This window comes from Robinsoniella sp., from assembly GCF_034124845.1.
Genome location: NZ_JAWYAJ010000103.1, coordinates 1 through 20,482 on the forward strand (window position 1 = coordinate 1; position 20,482 = coordinate 20,482).

The window sequence follows — 20,482 nt, forward strand, 5'->3', positions numbered from 1 at the left end:
CTATGGGGAGAACTACAGGGTGTCTATTTCAAGCTGTGAGAACGATGGGACGGAAGTTGTATTGCGGCGTCCGGTTATCGTCAGGGAGTATGGTGTAAATTTTGATTAATATTGTTATTGTAGAAGATGAAATGCTGGTCCGTTTAGGTATGAAAATGTGTCTGGATGAATATTCAGCCGAACTGAAAGTAGCGGCGGCTTTTGGCTCCGGTGAAGATGCAGAACATTATTTTCGGAATAATACGGCAGATGTTCTGATTACGGATATTCGTCTGACCGGTGAGACAGGGCTGGATTTGATCCGGCATCTGAAATCCCAGATGACCCATATGGCAGTGATTGTTCTGAGCTGCTATGAAGACTTCTCTTATGCCAGAAGTGCTATGGAGCTGGGGGTGGATAAATACATATTAAAGCATGAGCTGTCAGAAGATGAGCTTCCCAAACTGGTATGCGAGATATACCAGAAAAAATTAAAAAAGGGGATAATCTCCACGGGCAGAAATGATAATCCGGCTTTTTTTGAAGATAGAGAGGGAGAACAATGTTATCGAATAGCTTATATAAACCTGCGGGGAACCGGAGAGCGAACCACGATCAGCGAGGAAAATACCGATTATGATTTTCTTGTTGAGATCCTCCAGGAGATATTGAATATTAACCATATGGGAGAGTGTTTTTTGCGGCATGGGAAGGAAGTGTTCTGTATTCTGCGCTTTGAAGCGGATGAGACTACCGAACAGGTAAATAAGAAAGTACTGGATTTTTATCAGAATGCCAGAAAGAATATGAAGAATTATTTTAATAAAAATCTATACCTTTCTATCTCGGAGACATTTGACAGTCTGAGTCAGGTAAATCATTATTATAAAGAAGCCAAAGATGGCTGCAGCCTGTCTTTTTACTATGAAATGTCCAGACTGATTGATCTTCAGGATGCTAGTCCACGTGAGCAAGAGATGGCTGCGCCTGTATTTGAAAAAGAAGAAGCATTCAGTGAGCACTGGATGGAGCAGGCATCGATACAGATGGAGCGGTTTTTAAAAGCGGAGAAGGAGGCGAACCGGCCGCCGGAAGAGGTAAAGCTTCAGGCAGTGAAGTTTATACATGAGATGGAAGATTATCTGAGTAAATATTACCAGACAGAGCTTCATAAACTGTTTCCCGGAGAGGAAGCACCAAATTATATCTGGGTAAATGGTTTCGATTCCGGGCAGGAACTACTGCTGTGGCTGTCGGATATTCGAAAGCGGGTTCAGTCTTATCTCATGGATAAAGAGAGTATTGCTGAGAAAATGGAATTGTATCTGGAAGAGAACTATGCCAAAGAACTGTCTCTGAAAGAGGTTGCCGAATATTTCCATATGAGTACGGCTTATTTCTGCCAATATTTCAAGAAACATACAGGTGATACGTTTGTTCATTATCTCAATTACCTTCGGATAGAAAAAGCAAAACCGATGCTGTTAAAGGGAGAAGAGTCGGTGGAGGAAGTTGCGGAAAAGGTAGGAATAACCAACAGTAATTATTTTTTCCGGGTTTTCAAGCAGATTACCGGAAAAACGGTTGGAGAGTTCCGAAAAGGAGGATTTATGGAATCCGATCTAAATTTTGTGAACAAATCTTAAATTTGTGAACAGAATGAAAGGAAGCGGAAAAAGACAGAAAGATATTGAATAAATGAGTAAATTTTCTTACTAGTGGAAAAGAAGCCTTCTTGTTAGAATAAATACATCAAATGATATGGGAGGTATCGATATGAAGAAGAAAATGATCAGTGCTTTATTGTGCGTAAGTATGGCGGCAGGTATTTTGTCAGGCTGCGGAGGCGGCGCAGCGCCGGCGGAGACACAGGCAAAAGAGACGAAAGCTGCGGAGACCACCAAAGCGGCTGCGGATACGGAAAAGGCAGAAGAAACACAGGCTAAGGCTTCTGAAACCACCGAAACGGCGACAGATAAGGCATCAGAGAAAGAAAGTACAGGCGGGGATGCAAATGCGGCAGACATTGGCGGTAAACTGGTGGTTTGGGAGCATACGGCGCAGTTTGAGGCACCGCTGAAAGCCGTAATCGAAGGATTCAATAAAAAATATCCAAATGTGGAGGTAGAGTACCAGATTAAGACTTCCGATCAGTATTACAATCTCCTCCAGACAGCTATGCAGGCTGGAGAAACACCGGATCTGTTCTGGACAAACGGTACCGCAACCACGAATCTGGAGGCTTATGTAAAACAGGGACTGTTAATGGATCTCACCGATAAAGTGGATTTCTCTTTATATGACGGGACAAGTGCAATGAGCCTTGTTAAGGTAGACGATAAGGTCTACGCATCCCCTACTGCTGAAGTAGGCGGACGTGCAGTGTTCTACAACAAAGACATTTTTAAAGAACTGGGACTGGAAGTACCGAAGACATTCAGTGAATTTGAAGCTGCTCTGGCTGCTGTCAATGATGCAGGCTATCTTCCAATTTCATTTAGTGCTTCCGATCCGTGGGCTATCTTATTCCAGTTTGAACCGGTCCTGGCTGCCACAGCATTGGATTGGATTCAGGGATATGTGGATACCGGGGAAGCGAAGGTAAATGATCCGAAAGTCGTAGCGGCATATAACAAGATGTTAGAATGGGCAGATAAAGGGTATTATGGACCGGGTTATACCGGAGTGGATGAATCCGGGGCATTGCTTGCATTCTCCAAAGGGGACGCAGCTATGTGTATTGAAGGAACCTGGAATATCCAGACCATCCAGGAAAATAACCCCGAACTGAATTTCGGCGCATTCCAGCTGCCTACAGAAGATGGAACAAGGCCGTTTGTAGGAACCAGCTCTGTTGGATTCTCTGTCAGCGAGGATACCGAAAATCCGGACGCAGCCCTTGCATTTGTAAACTATTTTGCCAGCCTGGAAGGACAGACAGCCTGGATAAAATCATTAGATTCCATTCCATGTACCGATAAAATCGTATCGGAGAATGAAGTAATTAATGAAATCGCCCAGTTTGATATCCAGACAGAGAGCTATTATAATATTCTGGGATATCTGGAAAAAGAAGGGGAAAGCCCAAGAAATGTATGGGAAGAGGATCAGACAAAAGTATTCACAAAAGGTATGACAGCACAGGAATTTACGGATGAACTTGCGGCACTGACCCGTTAAAACAGGATAGACGGATAGAAGAGGGGTGTTGTACCATCCAGTTGGGTGTTTGTACAACACCCCCTGATTTTACGATAAAAGGGGGAACCTGGAATGAGAAAAAAAAAGGCTTACATCGGTTTTATAGCACCGGGTTTTTTGATTTATACCATATTTATGATTGTGCCGATAATCTGCGCTGTATACTTCAGCTTCTTTGAATGGAGCGGCATTGGAGACATGAAGTTTATCGGTCTGGACAATTTTAAAAAACTGATGTTTGATCCCAGAATGTCAAAAATATTCTTCAATGCACTGGGAAACAACATTAAATATCTGGTCTGCGTATTGCTTGTAATTACGCCGCTGCAGATCTTTTTTGCCTACATGATCTATATCAAGATCAAATGCCACAAATACATCCGCATGATGTTATTTTTACCCTACGTAATCAGTACGTCAATTGTAGGATTTTTTGCAATCATTATGCTTGATCCCAATATTGGAGTTCTTAATGATATCCTGGGAAGCCTGTTTGGAAACCAGGCAAAAAGCGCCTGGCTGGGTAATCCGGATCTGGTGTTTAAAATATTTGTAATGGTGGTAATCTGGCAGTGTATCGGTTCCGGTATGATGATCTTTTATGCCGATATGCAGGAGATACCGGAAGAAGTAATTGAAGCCAGCATCATTGACGGGGCAAGCGGATGGAAGCGGTTCCGGTATGTAGTGCTGCCGTCCCTGAGAGCATCTATGTCTACGAATATTACGCTCAGCGTGATCTATGCGCTGACGATGTTTGATATCCCTTATATCCTGGTTGGCCCACAGGGCGGGGTGAATAATAAGATTGATTTTGTCAATATGGTATTCTACCGTTACGCTTTTGGAGGCACTTATTTCGGGGAAACGTCTATCGGATTTGGTTCCAGTATCAGCGTTGCCATGTTTATTATTATCCTTACGTTTTCGCTGGTCACTACAAAATTACTGAAGCGTAAGAAGGATTAGGAGGGGATTGGAATGGGGAAAATGATGAGAAAACGACAAAAAAAATCTAACAGAAGAATTGAATCAAAAAAGGCTGTAATCGGAAAAAATATCATCTCAGTAATTCTGGTTATTTACACCTTTTTATCCATTTTTTTAATCGGAAATACGATTCTTTCCTCCTTTAAAACAAAGCAGGATCTGATTCATAATACCATAGGATTTCCAAAAGAATTTACCCTGGATAATTTTAAAATCGTTCTGGGAGAAGATGGTTTTTTCCGCTATTTCTTTAACAGTATTTTTCTGGTTGGAGTGTCTTTACTGCTCCTGATTCTGGTGGCATCCATGGTGGCATACGGGCTTGCCCAGTATCGGTTTAAGAGCCGGAAGTTCTTGCAGACATACTTTTTAGTTGGTCTGATGTTCCCTATCCAACTGGGGATACTGCCGCTTTATATCATGCTTTCCAGGCTTCATCTGACGAATAATCTGCTGGGACTGGCGCTGATTTATACCGCGAATATGTCGTTTCCGGTGTTTGTTTTTACAAAGTTTTTTAATGAGCTGCCGGAATCCCTGATTGAGTCGGCAAGGATTGACGGAGCAGGTGAATTTCAGATATTTAAAAGTATTATTACGCCTATTTCAAAACCGGTGATTGCTACCGTAGGGCTTCTGAATTTCGTTACAATCTGGAATGATTTTTATCTTCCCCTTGTATTTTTGACAAAGGCTTCCGTGAGAACCCTTACACTGGGGGTATATTCCTATACTGCCAACTTCCTTGCAAACTGGAATAAAGTATTCGCAGCGGCAACCGTTGCGCTGATCCCTGTTATAATCATATATTTTCTGTTTTCGGATCAGATTGTGGCAGGACTTACCGGCGGTGCCGTGAAAGGATAAAGAGTATCTGAAAATTCAAACAGGACGGAAGTGAAAGACTTTACTACAAAAAATAAAGTACGGTAATGTACGGTCAGGAGGTAGCGGGATGGAGAAAACGGAGGGAAAGATGGAGGGAAAAATAGAAGACAAAATAGAAGGGAAAATAGAGAGAAAAATAGAGGGAAAGTGGATCTGGATTTCTGAAAATCGAACATCAGAAAATGAAAGAGGGTGTTTTACCACAGAATTTTATGATGTGGATGCTCATGCTACGGATATTCATATTGGGGATGCACATGGTATGGATTCTTATGCCGGGACGTCTTCTAGGGAAAAGGACATAAAGCTGATGATCTGCGGTATAACCAGATATATTGTCTATTTAAACGGAAAAGAAATGGGGAGGGGGCCTATCCGATCCGGACCAGGGGAATTATTTTACGATACTTATGATATAACCCCGGATGTAAAGCCAGGCAGGAACTTTCTTGCGGTGCGGGTGTGGAGTTACGGGTGGTCTACCTACCAGACCGTTGCGCAGGAGGGGGGCGTTTGGTTTCAGGTATCTTCCGGCGGTGAAGTGCTGGCAGCCTCGGGGGCAGAGACGAAATGTGCCAAAGACCTTGGTCACATATCCCATACGGTAAAGCGAAATGATAATCTGGGATTCAGCGACTATTACGATGCCAACCGTTTTGACAGCAGGTGGATAGAGGATGGAGAGATTTCAAAAAACTGGGGAACAGCCTGGGTATTGGAAGATGGGGAAAACAGAGAAGACAGAGAAGACAGGATAAAGCAAAATCCTCTGCGGCAGTTTCAGAGAACGGCAAAGACACCGGGCAAGATTGTAAGGATACAGGAGGTTATCCCAGGATGTCAGCAGATCTCAGTAAATACCAGAAATGCTTTTTTTCCCGGACGCAAGGATGCTGATGAAACGATATTTTCCGGTTTCCTAGGTTGTGAGTTTCTTGCACCACAGGATATGGAAGGAATGATTGCATTTCCAAACAGGACCTGGAATGGAATAATCGGGGACTTTACCATAGATGGAAAACTGTATGAGGTATCCAATGAGCATCGGGAGATACCGGTGCGTTTATGCGAAGGAAAGCACTTTTTTCTGATGCAGATATCGGGTAAATTTGATGATTTATATTGCCATATGGAGTTGTGTTTTCCCGAAAACCTTATAATGGAAGGAGACTTTTTTGTAAAAGGACCCACAAGCAGAATTATTCCGGTGATCGATGGTTTTGGAAAGGTATACGGAGGGTTGGATGAGTACAACCGGCTGGAGAAATATCCGGATATTCATAAACGTCTGTTTGCCGCATCCTCCCTGAAAGAAATGGTGGAAATCGGCGGTCCGGTTACCTATGTGGAACCCCGGTATATTTATGAGAATGCTTATATCTATTCCCTGGCGAAGAGAGATAAAGTGATTGCAGAGTCAGCCGTGCAGCCCAGACATCTGGGAATGCTCTGGGACAATCAGGAGGTTACCCGGATAGCCCCTCCTGCATCCGGTGGATGGAACCGGATCATTGTGGACTTCCAGGATATCTATGTGGGAAGCCTTGAATTTACCATAAAAGCGCCGGCTGGAGCCATTTTAGATATTTACTGCTTTGAAAATATGTATCAGGGGGAGATTGATTATACCATAGGGCTGAATAACAGCGTCCGCTACATTTGCAAAGAGGGCTGGCAGTCATACCGGTGTATGGCACGTATGGGCATGCGTTATGCCATGCTGACTTTTCGGGAATGCAGGGAAGAAGTAAGGATTCGGGATTTCAGAATCAATTATGCGACGTATGCGCCGGGGAATCTGGGAGATTTTACATGCGATGACTATCTGCTAAACCGGATATTCGAAATGTGCCGCCATACGCATCAGCTCTGTATGGAAGACAGCTTTACGGACTGTCCCACGTATGAACAGGCTTTCTGGATAGGAGATGCGGGCATCAGCGCCGTTACCTGTGCCTATTTGTTTGGGGATTACGATCTGATAAGACGCAGTATCCAGCTCTCTGCCGAGGCAAGGGCAAATACCCCGCTGTTAAATGCCCTGACTCCTACAGACTGGAATACTTCCATTCCCATGTGGACAATGAACTGGATTATTTCCATTTTTCAGTATGCAAAAGTGAGTGGAGACACCGAAATTTTCCCGGAAATGTATGGGGTAGTGAAAGAGACGCTGAAGTATTATGCCGGGTTTATACAGGAGGACGGCGGGTTCCTGATTAACGCCTGGAATATGATGGACTGGGCAGATATGGATATTCATAATTATGGGATCGTTACGGGTCAGCAGGCAGTTCTGGCATACTGTTTTGGATTAGCTGCAGCATATGCAGAGAAAAACAACTATGAGAAGGATGTGGCTTTTTTCGAAGAATGTCAAATGAGGCTGCTTCTTTACATGGAAACAAAACTCTGGGATTCCAATCTAAAAATGTTTCGGGATGGTTTTTCACCTGAGTATGGCATATCCCGCACCTTCAGCATACAGACACATATTTTAATGCTGCTCTATGATGGAATCCTGAATGCAGAAAAGAAGCAGATCGTGGAAAAATATATCACGGATCCACCTGTGGAAATGATACAGGCAGGCTCTCCGTTTATGCTGTATTACCAGTACGAGTGTCTTGCAAAAAAAGGCAGAGTACAGGAAATCATGGATGACATTAAAATACGATGGGGTGAAATGCTGAAATTCGATTCCACAACCTGCTGGGAAGTATTTCCGGGCTTCTATGAAGTCAGCAGAACCAGAAGTTATTGCCATTCCTGGTCGGCTTCACCGGCATATTTTTTCATTAAATATGCACTGGGTGTCCAGATGCTGGAGGATGGATTTAAAAAAGTAGAGATTACAAAACCCTCTTGGGATATGAAGTGGTGCAGAGGAGATGTGCCTACACCTCATGGCGCAATCCATATTGAATGGATCCGGGAAGATGGAAGGAAAGAATGCAGAGTCCGGGTGCCCAGGGAAATAGAGGTTGTGTTTGCAGGGACGGAATGGGACTTATCTATAGACCGCATTGGATAAAAATCAATCTTATATTAATTATGGCGGTATCCTTATTGGGATTGAGTATATTTGACATTGCAATGCTCTAATGTAATACATTATGTGCCATATGTTTGACTTTTTTAGAAAGAAGTGATATGATTGTATTACAAAAAGGAATAACCGCCCGTCCTAGGCAGTTGTCCTCAAAGGAATTTCCTTTTGGAAGTAAACTACCCTGTTTTACGAGAACAGGGTAGTTTTTTTGTTATTTCTTGTCAATGTAGGCAAGAAGTGCGAGTAAAAATGTCCCAAATACAAACAATAAAGTCAATACTTGATATGTACTCATAGCACCACCCCCCATCCTATAAAGTAGGAGGGCAACCACCCTGTAGCGGTTATTCCAGAAATATAGCATAACATGTTTTCCATATTATGTCTAATATAATCTTAGTAAATATAACACATAAGCAAATCAGAAAAGTATGTTATTGTTCAGATATTCTTCTTGCGATTCACTGCATGCAAGTTAGAAAATGATAACTATTGTCATACCACATGATGAGGTTCGAAACTTTTTTGATTAAATAATCAGACAAAGATTTCCGGATTTTTCTGTATCTCAGAACAATTCGCAATTAGAAACCCACGGAACTTTTTATAAAATTCGGATTCCATAACTTTAGCATTTTTTGGACAGGTCTTTACACAGGCACAGCAATGCAGGCAGCTGCCTGGATCCGTTATCTTTTTGGGATCATCCCGGTCAATGATGCCCATAGGACAGACTGTAGCACAGATTCCGCAATTGTTGCAGGAATCTGTTGTAGCGGGTGCCCATGGGATGCCTGGGGCGGAACGTTCTTTATAGGGATGGTTACCAGGAAAATGTAATGGTTCCAGATCATCAGCAGTTGCAATGCCGTCTAACTTAATCCGGAGGGTTTCGGCAAATTTTGTGGCAGCGGCCAGATCAGATCCATTGGGGCGTCCGCCTGCAATTTCATTTCCATAAGAATGTTCCCCGATAAAAGCCCCTGCGCCTGCAATTACAAAACCCTGGTCTTTCAGCAGGTCGGACAATTCCAGCAATGCATCTTCAAAGGCCCGGTTTCCATAGACAACAACAGGAATGCAAAGCGTATGATCTCCATGAAGTCGGCAAAAGAAATCTTCCAATAATGCAGGAATTCTGCCTCCATAGACCGGGACGCCCACAACCAGCAAATCGGTACTGGTGAAATCAGGGATGTCTTTCGTTCTGTCATAGGTAATATCGTGATTGTAAATCTTGGTCTGAAAAACTCCGGCAATTGTATCTGTGATTTTTCTTGTGGTGCCGGTGGGGCTGAAGGTTAAGCAGTGTACTTTTTTAATATTCATGTGATTCCTCCTTGGTTTAGGTGGGGTGAAATGATAGTTCTTTGTTTATTGTACTGCAAGGGGAGTGGGATAGCAAGATTAGCTGAACCATTTTCTTCTTATTCTTGGATTCTTTTCTTTTTTTACAAAATCCCTTGACAAATCCCCTTATCTTGATTATCATGGAAAATATATCACAAATGATATCATAATAAAAAGGTAGTGAGAAAGAGGAGTACATTCAAAACCCTGACAGAGAGAATATTTCATAGGCTGGAAGAATATTCAAGGCAGTGTGAATGGAAGGTAGCTTTTGAACCGGAGGATTGAACCGGATGAAATTGTAGGATAACCTGGCGGATTTGTCGGATATCGAGTGCCACCTGGCGGATTTTAGGCGGGTTGCATTTAGGATAAGATTTCAACCTGAAGTAGATTTTCACGAATCATCCCCGTTATCGGATGGCTGAGATGTATTTGCAGAATCTTTCTGTAAATATAATAAAGGTGGTACCGCGGATTATTCGCCCTTTGCAGAAGCAAGGGGCATTTTTTTATGCAAAAACTGGAAGGAGATTATTGGACAATGAGCAAAGAATTAGCAAAGACTTATGATCCGAAAGGAATTGAAGACCGCTTATATGATAAGTGGATGAACAAGAAATATTTTCACGCAGAAGTAGACAGAAGCAAAAAGCCTTTTACGATTGTGATGCCGCCGCCGAATGTTACGGGACAGCTTCATATGGGGCATGCGCTGGATAATACCATGCAGGATATTCTGATTCGTTATAAGAGAATGCAGGGGTATAATGCATTGTGGCAGCCGGGAACGGACCATGCAGCAATTGCTACGGAAGTCAAAGTCATCGAAAAGCTGAAGGAACAGGGAATTGATAAGGACGAGATCGGTAGGGAAGAATTCTTAAAGCACGCATGGCAGTGGAAGGAAGAGTACGGCGGAAAGATCATCAATCAGCTGAAGAAGTTAGGCTCCTCTGCTGACTGGGACAGAGAACGCTTTACCATGGATGAAGGATGTTCCAAGGCGGTTGAAGAAGTATTTATCAAATTGTATGAAAAAGGCTATATATATAAGGGTTCCAGAATCATTAACTGGTGTCCGGTATGCCAGACCTCTATTTCGGATGCAGAAGTAGAGCATATGGATCAGGACGGTAATTTCTGGCACATTAATTATCCGGTAGCAGGGGAAGAAAATGCTTTTGTTGAGATTGCTACCACAAGACCGGAAACGCTTCTGGGAGATACGGCTGTTGCTGTAAATCCGGAGGATGACCGTTATAAGCACCTGGTTGGCAAAATGTTGAAACTGCCGTTGACTGACCGGGAAATCCCGGTTATAGCAGATGAATATGTTGATAAGGAATTTGGAACCGGATGCGTAAAGATTACACCGGCTCATGACCCGAATGACTTTGAAGTAGGAAAACGCCATAATCTTCCGGAAATCAATATTATGAATGATGATGCTACCATCAATGAACTGGGTGGTAAATATGCAGGCATGAGCCGCTACGAAGCCAGAAAAGCAATGGTTGCAGATCTGGAGGAAATGGGACTTCTCGTAAAAGTAGTTCCCCATGCCCATAATGTTGGAACCCATGACCGCTGCAAGACAACCGTTGAGCCAATGATCAAACAGCAGTGGTTTGTTAAGATGGAAGAAATGGCAAAACCGGCAATTGAAGCACTTAAGAATCATACTTTGAATTTTGTACCGGAGCGTTTTGACAAGATTTATCTTCATTGGCTGGAGAACATCCGTGACTGGTGTATTTCCAGACAATTGTGGTGGGGACACCGGATACCGGCATATTATTGTGATGACTGCGGAGAAATTGTTGTGTCCAAAGAAGTACCAGCCGTTTGCCCGAAATGCGGCAGCACACATCTGACTCAGGATGAAGATACTCTGGATACCTGGTTTAGTTCTGCACTGTGGCCATTCTCCACTTTGGGCTGGCCCGATAAGACAGATGACCTGGATTACTTCTTCCCTACGGATGTATTGGTAACAGGATATGACATTATCTTCTTCTGGGTAATCCGTATGGTCTTCTCAGCAATGGAGCAGACGGGAGAAGTTCCTTTCCATCACGTACTGATTCATGGACTGATTCGTGATTCTCAGGGGCGTAAGATGAGTAAATCCCTTGGAAACGGAATTGATCCTCTGGAAATTATCGAACAATACGGGGCAGATGCACTTCGTCTGACACTCATGACCGGAAATGCACCCGGAAATGACATGCGTTTCTATATGGAACGTGTGGAAGCCAGCAGAAATTTCGCAAATAAGGTATGGAATGCATCCAGATTTATCATGATGAACCTGGAAAAAGCGGAGGTTCCATCCCAGATGAATCTGGCAGATTTAACCGGAGCGGACAAATGGATTCTGTCTAAGGTTAACACCCTGGCAAAAGATGTAACCGATAACATGGATAAGTATGAACTGGGAATTGCCGTTCAGAAAGTTTATGATTTTATCTGGGAGGAATTCTGCGACTGGTATATAGAAATGGTAAAACCTCGTCTCTATAGTGATGAAGATACTACCAAATCAGCAGCGCTGTGGACATTAAAGACTGTTTTGGCAAATGCCCTGAAACTGCTGCATCCTTATATGCCGTTCCTTACAGAAGAAATCTTCTGTACCCTTCAGACAGAGGAAGAGTCCATTATGATTTCCCAGTGGCCGGAATTCAAAGAGGAATGGGATTTTGCGGCAGATGAACAGGCAGTAGAGACCATTAAGGAAGCAGTAAGAGGAATCCGTAATGTTCGTACCGAAATGAATGTTCCGCCAAGCAAAAAAGCAAAGGTATTTGTTGTTTCGGAAAAAGAAAACATCCGTGAGATTTTTGAAAATGGAAAAGTATTCTTCGCAACTCTGGGATATGCAAGCGAAGTAATTGTTCAGGCAGACCGTCTTGGTATCGAAGATGATGCAGTATCCACAGTGATTCCGGAGGCAGTTATCTATATGCCTTTTGCAGAACTGGTTGATATCGAAAAAGAAATCCAGCGTCTGAAAAAAGAAGAAGACCGCTTGGCAAAAGAACTTGCCAGAGTAAACGGAATGTTAAGCAACGAACGTTTTGTAAGCAAAGCGCCTCAGGCAAAGATAGACGAAGAAAAAGGCAAGCTTGCAAAATATACCGAAATGATGGAACAGGTAAAAGAGCGATTAACTCAGCTGCAATAAAAGAATTACGCACCACACCATAATCTTAAATAAAGAAACGCCGAACCCCTGCATGAACTTCATGCTGCGAATGGGTTCGGCGTTTTTCTGTATCAGCAGGACATATTATTTCCTGCGAAACAGAATACTGAGAATTAGATTAGTTGCGATCCCTGCGCAGCCGGTAATAAAACAAATCTTGGCAAAAAGGTGGTGGCCGTGCTTTTCCAGGTAATCGGCACCAATGATCATACCCAGGCAGCCGGCATAGGATATTACTCTAAATAGAATACGGACTGCGCTGTGTTTTGCGGCAGCCTCTAAGGAATGGTCTACTATATTGCCACACCTTCTACGGTATTTTCGATTACATCGCCGGCATGTTCCATCATTTTTTCAAATCTTTCTTCTGTCATAATTAAGACCTCCTTTTATATACATACAAAATGTATGAATAAGTGTAAAAAATAAATTGCCAGGAATGAATTTTCAGACACGCTCTAGTACTGCATTGCAGTTCATTGTCGATAATTGGCTTCCCACACTTTTATATATGCTGGCAGTATACATATGCTTGATTCTAAAATCTTCCCGGTTACCAGAAGCAGAAAGTTATGTCAAAATAGATACATTCTGTATGTATCTAATATAGCATGAAGACACTTTTCTGTCAAGAACTGAAAAAAGAGTTTCAGCAGGATGAACTTAAGGAAATATTTAATATATTTTTGAAACCGTTTTTTCCATTTCTACGTCTAATAAATAGAGACTTTTAGTAGCCTGCATGGTGATATGCCATGGAGTTTACAAGTTGGATACAAGCAGATGCATTTTATGATGCATTTATTTTCTATAATAAAAAAATCAACCGATAAGGGGGAACGTGGAATGCACTATATGCTTAAAACATATCTGAAATTATTGCAGCAGTCAAATTTAGTAAAATCCTGTTGTTTGTATGGAAAGAAAGATCAGATTATCGAACATTTATCTTATGATTCCAGGGAAATGATGAAGAGGGGACTTTTTATATGTAAAGGAGCAGCATTCAAAGCAGATTATCTCAGCCAGGCTTTCAAAAATGGGGCTGTCTGTTATATAGGAGAGGAACACTTTCCTCTGGAATATGAGGTACCCTACATTCTGGTAAAGGATATCAGAAAAGCGATGCCCATTTTAGCAAAGCATTTTTATCAGAACCCCTCCAGGGAACTGGATCTGATTGGGGTTACGGGGACGAAAGGAAAGACAACTACTTCTTATTATATAAAGGCGATTATGGACGAGTATTTCAAATCCGTTGCGATGCGCAGTATGGGAATCATTTCTTCCATCGAAATAAAAGACGGTGTGGAACATAAATCATCCAGTATGACAACCCCGGAATCGGTGGAACTGTACCGTCATATGCGTAATGCCGTATCCTCCGGAAAGCGCAGTATGGTTATGGAGGTTTCCAGTCAGGCGCTGAAATACCAGCGGGTGCGGGGACTGAGCTTTGATGTGGGAGTGTTCCTAAATATATCAGAGGATCATATCAGCCCGTCGGAACACGATGACTTCGAGGATTACTTCAGTGCAAAACTATCCATTTTCCGGCAGTGTGAGACGGCTTGCATCAATCTGGATTCCGATAAAGCGGATCGGGTTCTCCAGGCATCCAAGCTGGCAAAATCCGTTATTACTTTTGGAACCGGACAAGGAGACCAGCTAGGCGGGACTGTGAAGAATGCAAGGGTGCCCGATATATTCGGTTATGATATCCAGCAGGAAAAAGGAAGGATTCACTTTCGGGTGAAGAGCGGACGATTTGATGAGCTGTTTACACTGGCAATGCCCGGTGTTTTTAATGTTGAAAATGCATTGGCTGCAATTTCAGTTGCATATTTATATCGCATTCCAGTGGAATATATGATTGCCGGTTTGAAAAAAGCAAAAGTGAAAGGCAGGATGGAACAATATGTCAGCACCAGGAGAAGACTTACCGTGATCGTGGATTATGCTCATAACAGGCTGAGCTTTGAGAAGCTTTTTCAGTCGGTATTAATGGAGCATCCGTTTTCCAAGATTGTATCTGTTTTTGGCTGCCCCGGCAACAAAGCTTTTAACAGGAGAAAAGATCTGGGACTGATTGCGGGATTGTATTCAAAAAAGGTTTATCTTGCGGCAGATGATCCCGGAGAAGAACAGTTTGTACATATTTCTGGTGATATCGCACGTTATGTTGAAAGTGTTGGCTGCCCTTATGAATGTATAGAAAACAGAGGGGATGCAATTAAAAGAGCCATTGAAGAAGCAGAAGAGGAAAGTGTAGTTCTGGTTTTGGGGAAAGGCTGCGAAGCACACCAGAAAATAGGTAAGGTTTCCTGTGCGTACCCCACCGATGCAAATTTCGTGAAAAAGTATTTATAAGGTATCATAAATTTCTGTGCAGAGCAGATGGTCTTATTTCTTATAGATGATCCCTCCAAAACAGACAGTGCTGTTAAAATCACTGCTGTTTGGAGGGGTTTTTTATGTTGTAACAGATTTTGCTTTTTTTATGTAGAAAAAGTATCCGTTCATGCAGGATTGCAAGGTGGCAGAAAGCAAAATAGAAAGATATTAGACAACGGCGGTGTTTTTTGTTATAATTTAACAAAATATGTAAGAGCGTGTCTGAAGAATATACATTATGCAGTAAACATTTTAAGCACGCTTCAAAAAAGGGAGTTAGAAATGAAAAAAAGCATTAGAAATCGTGTGGGTATCTTCATTGCTGTTGTGCTATTTATGACTGTGCTGCCGGTAAAAGCCGGGGAGCATAAGCTGGAAATCCAGTTTTTTTATAATAATGCCTGTGCCTCCTGTAAGGAAGAGGAAAAAATTTTTGATCTTTTCAATCAGTGCCTTACCCCGGAGGAAAAGAGCAGGGTTACCTACGAGATCCGCACCTATAATACCTTTCAGCTGGAGGATAAAAAGAAATTTGACGAAGTCTGTGAAACTGCGGATGAAGAACAGGCAGAAAAAGGCCGGCTGCCCGTTCTGATTGTAGGGTCCAGATGGATCTGGGGATACGAGAATATAGAAAAAAATTTGAAAGAGGCTTTTTTTAGTGAAGGGGAAGAAACTGGCAGAATACCAGATGACTCCGGGAATACATCAGAGAGTACCGGAGAAGTATCGGGGGATTCTGGGAAAATATCAAAGGATCAAGAGAAGCAGCCGGGGAATATCGGGGAAGTATCAGGAGACTCCGGGAAACCATCAGAGAGTATCGGTGAAGAAGCGGGGATTCCCGGGGAAAATTCGGAGGATCAGGAGAAGCAGTCAGAGGATTCCAGTGAAGATACCAAGTCGGATGTTAATGCCCTGATCGGGCAATTAAAAAAGAAACACCGAGATCCGAAACAAAATTTTGTGGTGTATTTTTCCACATATTCCTGCAGCGACTGTGAAAAAGTAAAGGAATATCTTCAGAAAAGCGGTGCCGGAGATGTATTTGAACTGAAGGAATATAATATTGCGGAAGAAAATTATGTAATGCTGGTGCAGGAATTCTTCCGGCACTATCAGGTTCCCAAGGAGAAGCAGAAGGTACCTGCTGTATTTTATGGGGAATCCTATCTTACAGGGGCAGAGGATATTTGTGACATGTTTTCGGAAGAGTTAGCCGATGGAAAGGCAAAATTTGCAGTATTTGACCAGTTCACAGGTACAGCTTCGCTTCAGAAAGCAGCAAACGGTGTGACTGGAAGAGATTTTTTTACCTTTGCGTTATCCGGATTCTTAGCGGGATTTAATCCCTGCGCGGTGTCCATGCTTCTGATGCTGCTCTCTATTCTGCTGACTACCGATACTTCGGTTTTAAAAAGCGGACTGTTGTATCTGGCGGGCAAATATATTACATACTTTGCAATTGGTGCCGGCATTTATTATGCGGTATCCTGGATTAACCAGGGGGCATTTGAAAAAGCAAGGGCAGTAATCAATCTGGGAATTACGGTTTTATTTCTCCTTGCAGCTATTTTTTATTTTATTGACTTTTGGAATGTGAAGAAAAAAGAATATGGAAAGATTAAAATGCAGCTGCCTGCAAAACTGAGAGGCTGGAACCACCGCCTGATTAAACGGGTTTCGGCGGCAACACCCGTAGTTCTTTTATTTGTGGTTTTTGGTCTGGGTATCGCCATTTCCCTGGGTGAATTTTTCTGTACCGGACAGATCTATATGGCTAACATTCTCTATTTAATGAAAAATGCTGCAGGCAATACGCTGAGAATCAGTCTCTTGTTCGTACTTTATGTTACCTGTATGTGCCTGCCGTCACTCATTTTTATTCTGGTAATCAGCAGAACTAAAAATGTCAACCGTGTTTCCGGTTTTATGCTACGGCATATGGGTGCGGTTAAGCTGTTTAATGCCGTGTTGTTCCTGGGATTTGCTGTGTACTTTTTACTTCTTTAGAGCGTGCAGATAGAAGGAATGCATTTTAAACATGCTCTATGGTAAAAGTAAAGGCATCCATCATGGGAAGATCCACGTATTCAGCCATGAGGGGACAGCGTGTCAAAGAAGCTTCCAACTGGATTTCACGCAGCAGTTCTTCTGTTAAGCGCACGCGGACTGCGCTTCTATGAATATAGCAGGGATCCGGATCGTCAAAGAAAGCAATGCTTTTTTCAAGTATTACAGATTCCTTCAGGGGAATGTCTTTTATTTCACCCTGATAGAGCAGCTTGCCATCGCTGTAGACGCAGAGGATTTCTTTGGGTTTTTTAGATTTGAAAAACATAGGTATGCTCCTTTTTGAGGAAAGTATCATTGACTACTGATATTACATTATCATAAGCGTGTGAGATTGACAAGCTGTGGATTGTCAGATTTTGTAAAATATTCGATATTATTGCAGCTGGCGCAGATAGCGGGTGCTATATTGTGGCGTATTTGCGCCGGGCGGCACTAGATATGCATGGGAGGAAAAGTGTGAAAAGAAAAAAAGAAATTACCGGGATTGTGCATCATAAAAGAATTTCCATACAATTATTTTGTTCCTATATTATCATTCTGGCGGCGCCGACACTTGCTATCATAGTGATTTATTTTATGGCCCAGGCGGCATTGCTGGATGTACAAAAGGAAAAGGCGAATCGCTTCCTGTCTGAGGCGGTTACCAGCTTTGACCGGCAGATGGAGGAAATTAAGAATGTGGGTATTTACATCAGTGAAGATACGGAATTATGCAGAATGGCGGATACGGCTTACAATAAGGATAAGTCCAAAGAGTTCTATGAAATGTACCTGTTATCCAGGAGATTTCCGGATTATTCTACCACCAACCAGGCTATTAAGGCTGTTTACCTGTTATTTCCCGGTAAAAATTATCTGATTAAAATGCCAACGGTAGCGCCGGTGACAAAAAGCGGCTACAATACGGTAAATGGTTTTGGCAACATGGATTATGAAAAGGTAGTGGATACTTTTTGTACAAAATATATGTCCGGGACGATTGTCGATATACCCCTGGAAAATAAAAACGCACTATTTATGGCGCAGTCTGTCCCCAACAGTACGTTCCAGGATGATAAGGGAGCAGTGGCAATTGCGCTGAATGACCGGACCATTGAACATCTAATGCAGGGTGCCAGAGTGGATGATATGGATGATGCTTTTATTCTGGATGAAGAGGGGAATGTTATCAGCTGCTTTATGGGAGGAGAGGAAAAGGGAGGCAGCACATACCACACGTTTTCAGAATATTTAACAGCGCGTGAGATGAAGCAGTCTGAAATGGTTACCACTTCTGTGAAATCCTCCTATACGGGATGGACATTTGCTACGATCACTCCGAAAAAGGTAATGATGCAGAAAATCGGATACATGAAGTATGTGATTATTATCTTCAGTATTACATCAATTTTAATTGGCTATGCCATTTGCTTTGTTTACTGGTTTAAAAGAAAGGACGCCGTTAAGAAGTACTGTGACTGCAGTGATACCATTGTGGGGGCGGATGGTAAGAAACCGCGTAATTTCTGGGAAGGGCTGTATCCATTTTTGGAGAGTGTGGAAAGCCTCCAGAGCAGAGTGGTGTATCAGGAACCAATACTGCGGGCTGCTGTGATCCAAAAACTGTTATATGGAAGGTACGATTCCCTGGATGACCTGAGGGCTGACTTAGAGTGCAGTAAGCTGGAATTGGATGCAGAACGGTATTTTGTGGCGGTTCTGGAATTTGAAGATCCGCTGAAAGACAATATTTTTTCGTCGGTGGAAGAATTCCAGGAATACGTGCAGGAACATTTTCGAGAAAATCTGGATCTGCCCCACATGCTTTATGAGGTCAACCAGCTGGTGTACGCCATGATTATTCCGGAGTTGGATTATTATGCGGAAGATGAACTGAAGCAGAAGATAGAGAATCTGAACTATAAATTTTATTACGATAAAAGGCTGTACATTTTCGCCGGGGTCAGCGGTGAGGTCACAGACCTGATAAAGCTTGGGGAAATGTATAATGAAGCGTTGGATATCTGTAAATATGCCAGGTTCTATGGGATTCGTATGCCTCTTTGCAAAGGTGACCTGCCGTCTAAAATGGAGGTATCCATGTTCCCTATTGATATGGAGATCCATCTGGAAAATGCCATTAAGAAGGGAACGGAAGAAGAACTGGAAAAAATAATGGCTGAAATTAATGATTGCTACTTAAAGAAAATAATGAGCCTTTCTATGACGGAACATTTGCTGGAAATGGTTCGCTGTACGGCAATCAGAAGCTTGGAAAAAGTTCAGAAAGAAGAAGCAGTTGCAGATATTATGGAAGCGATACAGAAGGCTGAGAACCAGGAAAAGCTATTTCAGGCAATCGGTGAGGCAAAACAGTATTATCTGCAGTACACCAAAGTAACCGAAGAAGGGAATGCGGTCCAGATGAAGGAGTATCTGGCTGACCGGATCAATTCTGAATATTCAAACTCCAACTTTGCTCTGGTACAGCTGGCAGATGAGCTTCACATTTCGGAGAACCGGCTCTACAAAGATTTTAAAAGTTATTTTGGAATTACATTCAGTGAGTTTTTGGAGCAGGTTCGCATACGGAATGCCTGCCGTCTGTTAAGAGAAGGATGTCCGGTAAAGGAAGTTGCACAACAGACCGGATACGGCAGTGATTACTCTTTTCGAAGAGCGTTTAAGCGGGTAATGGGAACCACACCCAGCAATCTGAAAAAAACAGAATAAAGATGAAAGAAGTACAAAGACAGTACTTTTTCATGATAAGTGCAGTGAAAATCCTCTGAATTCAAGGCTTGGAAAAAATTGTATGTCCAAAAAAAGATTTGTACGTTGCTATTCCAATGATAAAAATGTATAAAAAAGGGTGTAAAAACCTAGTGCATACTGTGAAAAAACACAACAGTCAGTATAGGATAGACCTGGTAAATAAAAAATTACTTTGTCTATAAAGTACAGAATGAATTGTGAAAAATCTTTTCAAAAGTATATTTGCACATTGGGCTTGCGAAACAAGAAAAAGAAAAGGAGGAAGAATCTATGAGAAAAAGATTCGTAAAGATCACTGCACTTTTATTGTCTCTTACGATGGCGGTTAGTCTGTCGGCATGTGGGGGAAGTACCGATTCGGTGGACAGTAAAGACGCAAAAACGGAGTCAAACGCCGTATCTGATGAAAGTAATTTAAATGAGGTGGGGACATATCCTATTGTAAAAGAACCCATTGAAATGTCTGTTTTCACCATGACCATGCCAAATGTTGAAGATCTGGCGACGAATGATTTTACAAAGTACATGGAAGAGAAGACTGGAATTAAACTGACGTTCCAGACCGGAACCAGAGATGACTGGAG

At 42.4% G+C, this 20,482-nt stretch carries 12 protein-coding genes, 1 pseudogene and 1 other annotated feature; of the genes and pseudogenes, 10 read left to right on the forward strand and 3 right to left on the reverse strand.

Annotated features, from left to right (window positions below; all coding sequences use genetic code 11):
* Positions 1 to 101: 101 nt before the first annotated feature.
* The 5 genes from ACH2DQ_RS05055 to ACH2DQ_RS05075 all read left to right on the forward strand — a co-directional run bounded on the left by ACH2DQ_RS05055 (position 102) and on the right by ACH2DQ_RS05075 (position 8,095).
* Positions 102 to 1,628: a response regulator gene (locus tag ACH2DQ_RS05055; protein WP_394915403.1), complete on the forward strand. Its 1,527-nt coding sequence runs from the start codon at positions 102 to 104 to the stop codon at positions 1,626 to 1,628.
* A 130-nt stretch (positions 1,629 to 1,758) separates the two neighbouring features.
* A complete protein-coding gene (locus tag ACH2DQ_RS05060) occupies positions 1,759 to 3,162 on the forward strand; it encodes an ABC transporter substrate-binding protein (RefSeq protein ID WP_394915402.1) in 1,404 nt (467 codons plus the stop codon).
* Positions 3,163 to 3,255: 93 nt separating this feature from the next.
* Entirely contained in the window at positions 3,256 to 4,152 is an 897-nt protein-coding gene (locus ACH2DQ_RS05065) for a carbohydrate ABC transporter permease (RefSeq protein WP_394915401.1), read from the forward strand.
* 12 nt (positions 4,153 to 4,164) lie between these two features.
* Positions 4,165 to 5,040, forward strand: a complete 876-nt coding sequence (locus tag ACH2DQ_RS05070) for a carbohydrate ABC transporter permease (protein WP_394915400.1) — start codon at positions 4,165 to 4,167, stop codon at positions 5,038 to 5,040.
* An 88-nt stretch (positions 5,041 to 5,128) separates the two neighbouring features.
* Positions 5,129 to 8,095 carry an alpha-L-rhamnosidase C-terminal domain-containing protein gene (locus ACH2DQ_RS05075; protein WP_394915399.1) on the forward strand — a complete coding sequence of 989 codons (2,967 nt, stop codon included), beginning with the start codon at positions 5,129 to 5,131 and terminating at the stop codon, positions 8,093 to 8,095.
* 229 nt (positions 8,096 to 8,324) lie between these two features.
* On the opposite strand, the gene ACH2DQ_RS05080 is transcribed toward ACH2DQ_RS05075, so the two are convergent.
* Complete coding sequence (locus tag ACH2DQ_RS05080) at positions 8,325 to 8,477, reverse strand: putative holin-like toxin (protein ID WP_394923737.1); 153 nt, start codon at positions 8,475 to 8,477, stop codon at positions 8,325 to 8,327.
* Positions 8,478 to 8,650: 173 nt separating this feature from the next.
* Complete coding sequence (locus ACH2DQ_RS05085; protein ID WP_394915398.1) at positions 8,651 to 9,442, reverse strand: 4Fe-4S binding protein; 792 nt, start codon at positions 9,440 to 9,442, stop codon at positions 8,651 to 8,653.
* A gap of 192 nt (positions 9,443 to 9,634) precedes the next feature.
* Positions 9,635 to 9,956, forward strand: a binding site (T-box leader).
* Between the two features lie 51 nt (positions 9,957 to 10,007).
* On the opposite strand from ACH2DQ_RS05085, the gene ACH2DQ_RS05090 reads away from it, so the two are divergent.
* From ACH2DQ_RS05090 to ACH2DQ_RS05100, 3 genes are all read left to right on the forward strand, one after another.
* Entirely contained in the window at positions 10,008 to 12,653 is a 2,646-nt protein-coding gene (locus tag ACH2DQ_RS05090) for a valine--tRNA ligase (protein ID WP_394915397.1), read from the forward strand.
* Positions 12,654 to 13,520: 867 nt separating this feature from the next.
* Positions 13,521 to 15,044 carry a Mur ligase family protein gene (locus ACH2DQ_RS05095; protein ID WP_394915396.1) on the forward strand — a complete coding sequence of 508 codons (1,524 nt, stop codon included), beginning with the start codon at positions 13,521 to 13,523 and terminating at the stop codon, positions 15,042 to 15,044.
* A 306-nt stretch (positions 15,045 to 15,350) separates the two neighbouring features.
* Positions 15,351 to 17,081: a cytochrome c biogenesis protein gene (locus ACH2DQ_RS05100; RefSeq protein ID WP_394915395.1), complete on the forward strand. Its 1,731-nt coding sequence runs from the start codon at positions 15,351 to 15,353 to the stop codon at positions 17,079 to 17,081.
* Positions 17,082 to 17,106: 25 nt separating this feature from the next.
* Here ACH2DQ_RS05100 and ACH2DQ_RS05105 read toward each other — a convergent pair whose 3' ends face one another.
* A complete protein-coding gene (locus ACH2DQ_RS05105; RefSeq protein WP_394915394.1) occupies positions 17,107 to 17,409 on the reverse strand; it encodes a hypothetical protein in 303 nt (100 codons plus the stop codon).
* 191 nt (positions 17,410 to 17,600) lie between these two features.
* Between ACH2DQ_RS05105 and ACH2DQ_RS05110 the strand changes: the two genes are divergently transcribed.
* On the forward strand, positions 17,601 to 19,856 hold the full coding sequence (locus ACH2DQ_RS05110) for a helix-turn-helix domain-containing protein (protein WP_395025820.1): 2,256 nt from the start codon (positions 17,601 to 17,603) through the stop codon (positions 19,854 to 19,856).
* A gap of 312 nt (positions 19,857 to 20,168) precedes the next feature.
* Positions 20,169 to 20,482 (forward strand): annotated as a pseudogene (locus ACH2DQ_RS05115) (ABC transporter substrate-binding protein); the annotation flags it as partial.

Excerpts from the sequence above, each read along its gene's own strand:
- ACH2DQ_RS05080 (WP_394923737.1), bottom strand. The coding sequence starts at position 8,477 with ATGCTATATTTCTGGAATAACCGCTACAGGGTGGTTGCCCTCCTACTT.
- ACH2DQ_RS05070 (WP_394915400.1), top strand. The coding sequence starts at position 4,165 with ATGGGGAAAATGATGAGAAAACGACAAAAAAAATCTAACAGAAGAATT.
- ACH2DQ_RS05065 (WP_394915401.1), top strand. The coding sequence starts at position 3,256 with ATGAGAAAAAAAAAGGCTTACATCGGTTTTATAGCACCGGGTTTTTTG.
- ACH2DQ_RS05090 (WP_394915397.1), top strand. The coding sequence starts at position 10,008 with ATGAGCAAAGAATTAGCAAAGACTTATGATCCGAAAGGAATTGAAGAC.
- ACH2DQ_RS05105 (WP_394915394.1), bottom strand. The coding sequence starts at position 17,409 with ATGTTTTTCAAATCTAAAAAACCCAAAGAAATCCTCTGCGTCTACAGC.
- ACH2DQ_RS05095 (WP_394915396.1), top strand. The coding sequence starts at position 13,521 with ATGCACTATATGCTTAAAACATATCTGAAATTATTGCAGCAGTCAAAT.
- ACH2DQ_RS05075 (WP_394915399.1), top strand. The coding sequence starts at position 5,129 with ATGGAGAAAACGGAGGGAAAGATGGAGGGAAAAATAGAAGACAAAATA.
- ACH2DQ_RS05085 (WP_394915398.1), bottom strand. The coding sequence starts at position 9,442 with ATGAATATTAAAAAAGTACACTGCTTAACCTTCAGCCCCACCGGCACC.
- ACH2DQ_RS05100 (WP_394915395.1), top strand. The coding sequence starts at position 15,351 with ATGAAAAAAAGCATTAGAAATCGTGTGGGTATCTTCATTGCTGTTGTG.
- ACH2DQ_RS05060 (WP_394915402.1), top strand. The coding sequence starts at position 1,759 with ATGAAGAAGAAAATGATCAGTGCTTTATTGTGCGTAAGTATGGCGGCA.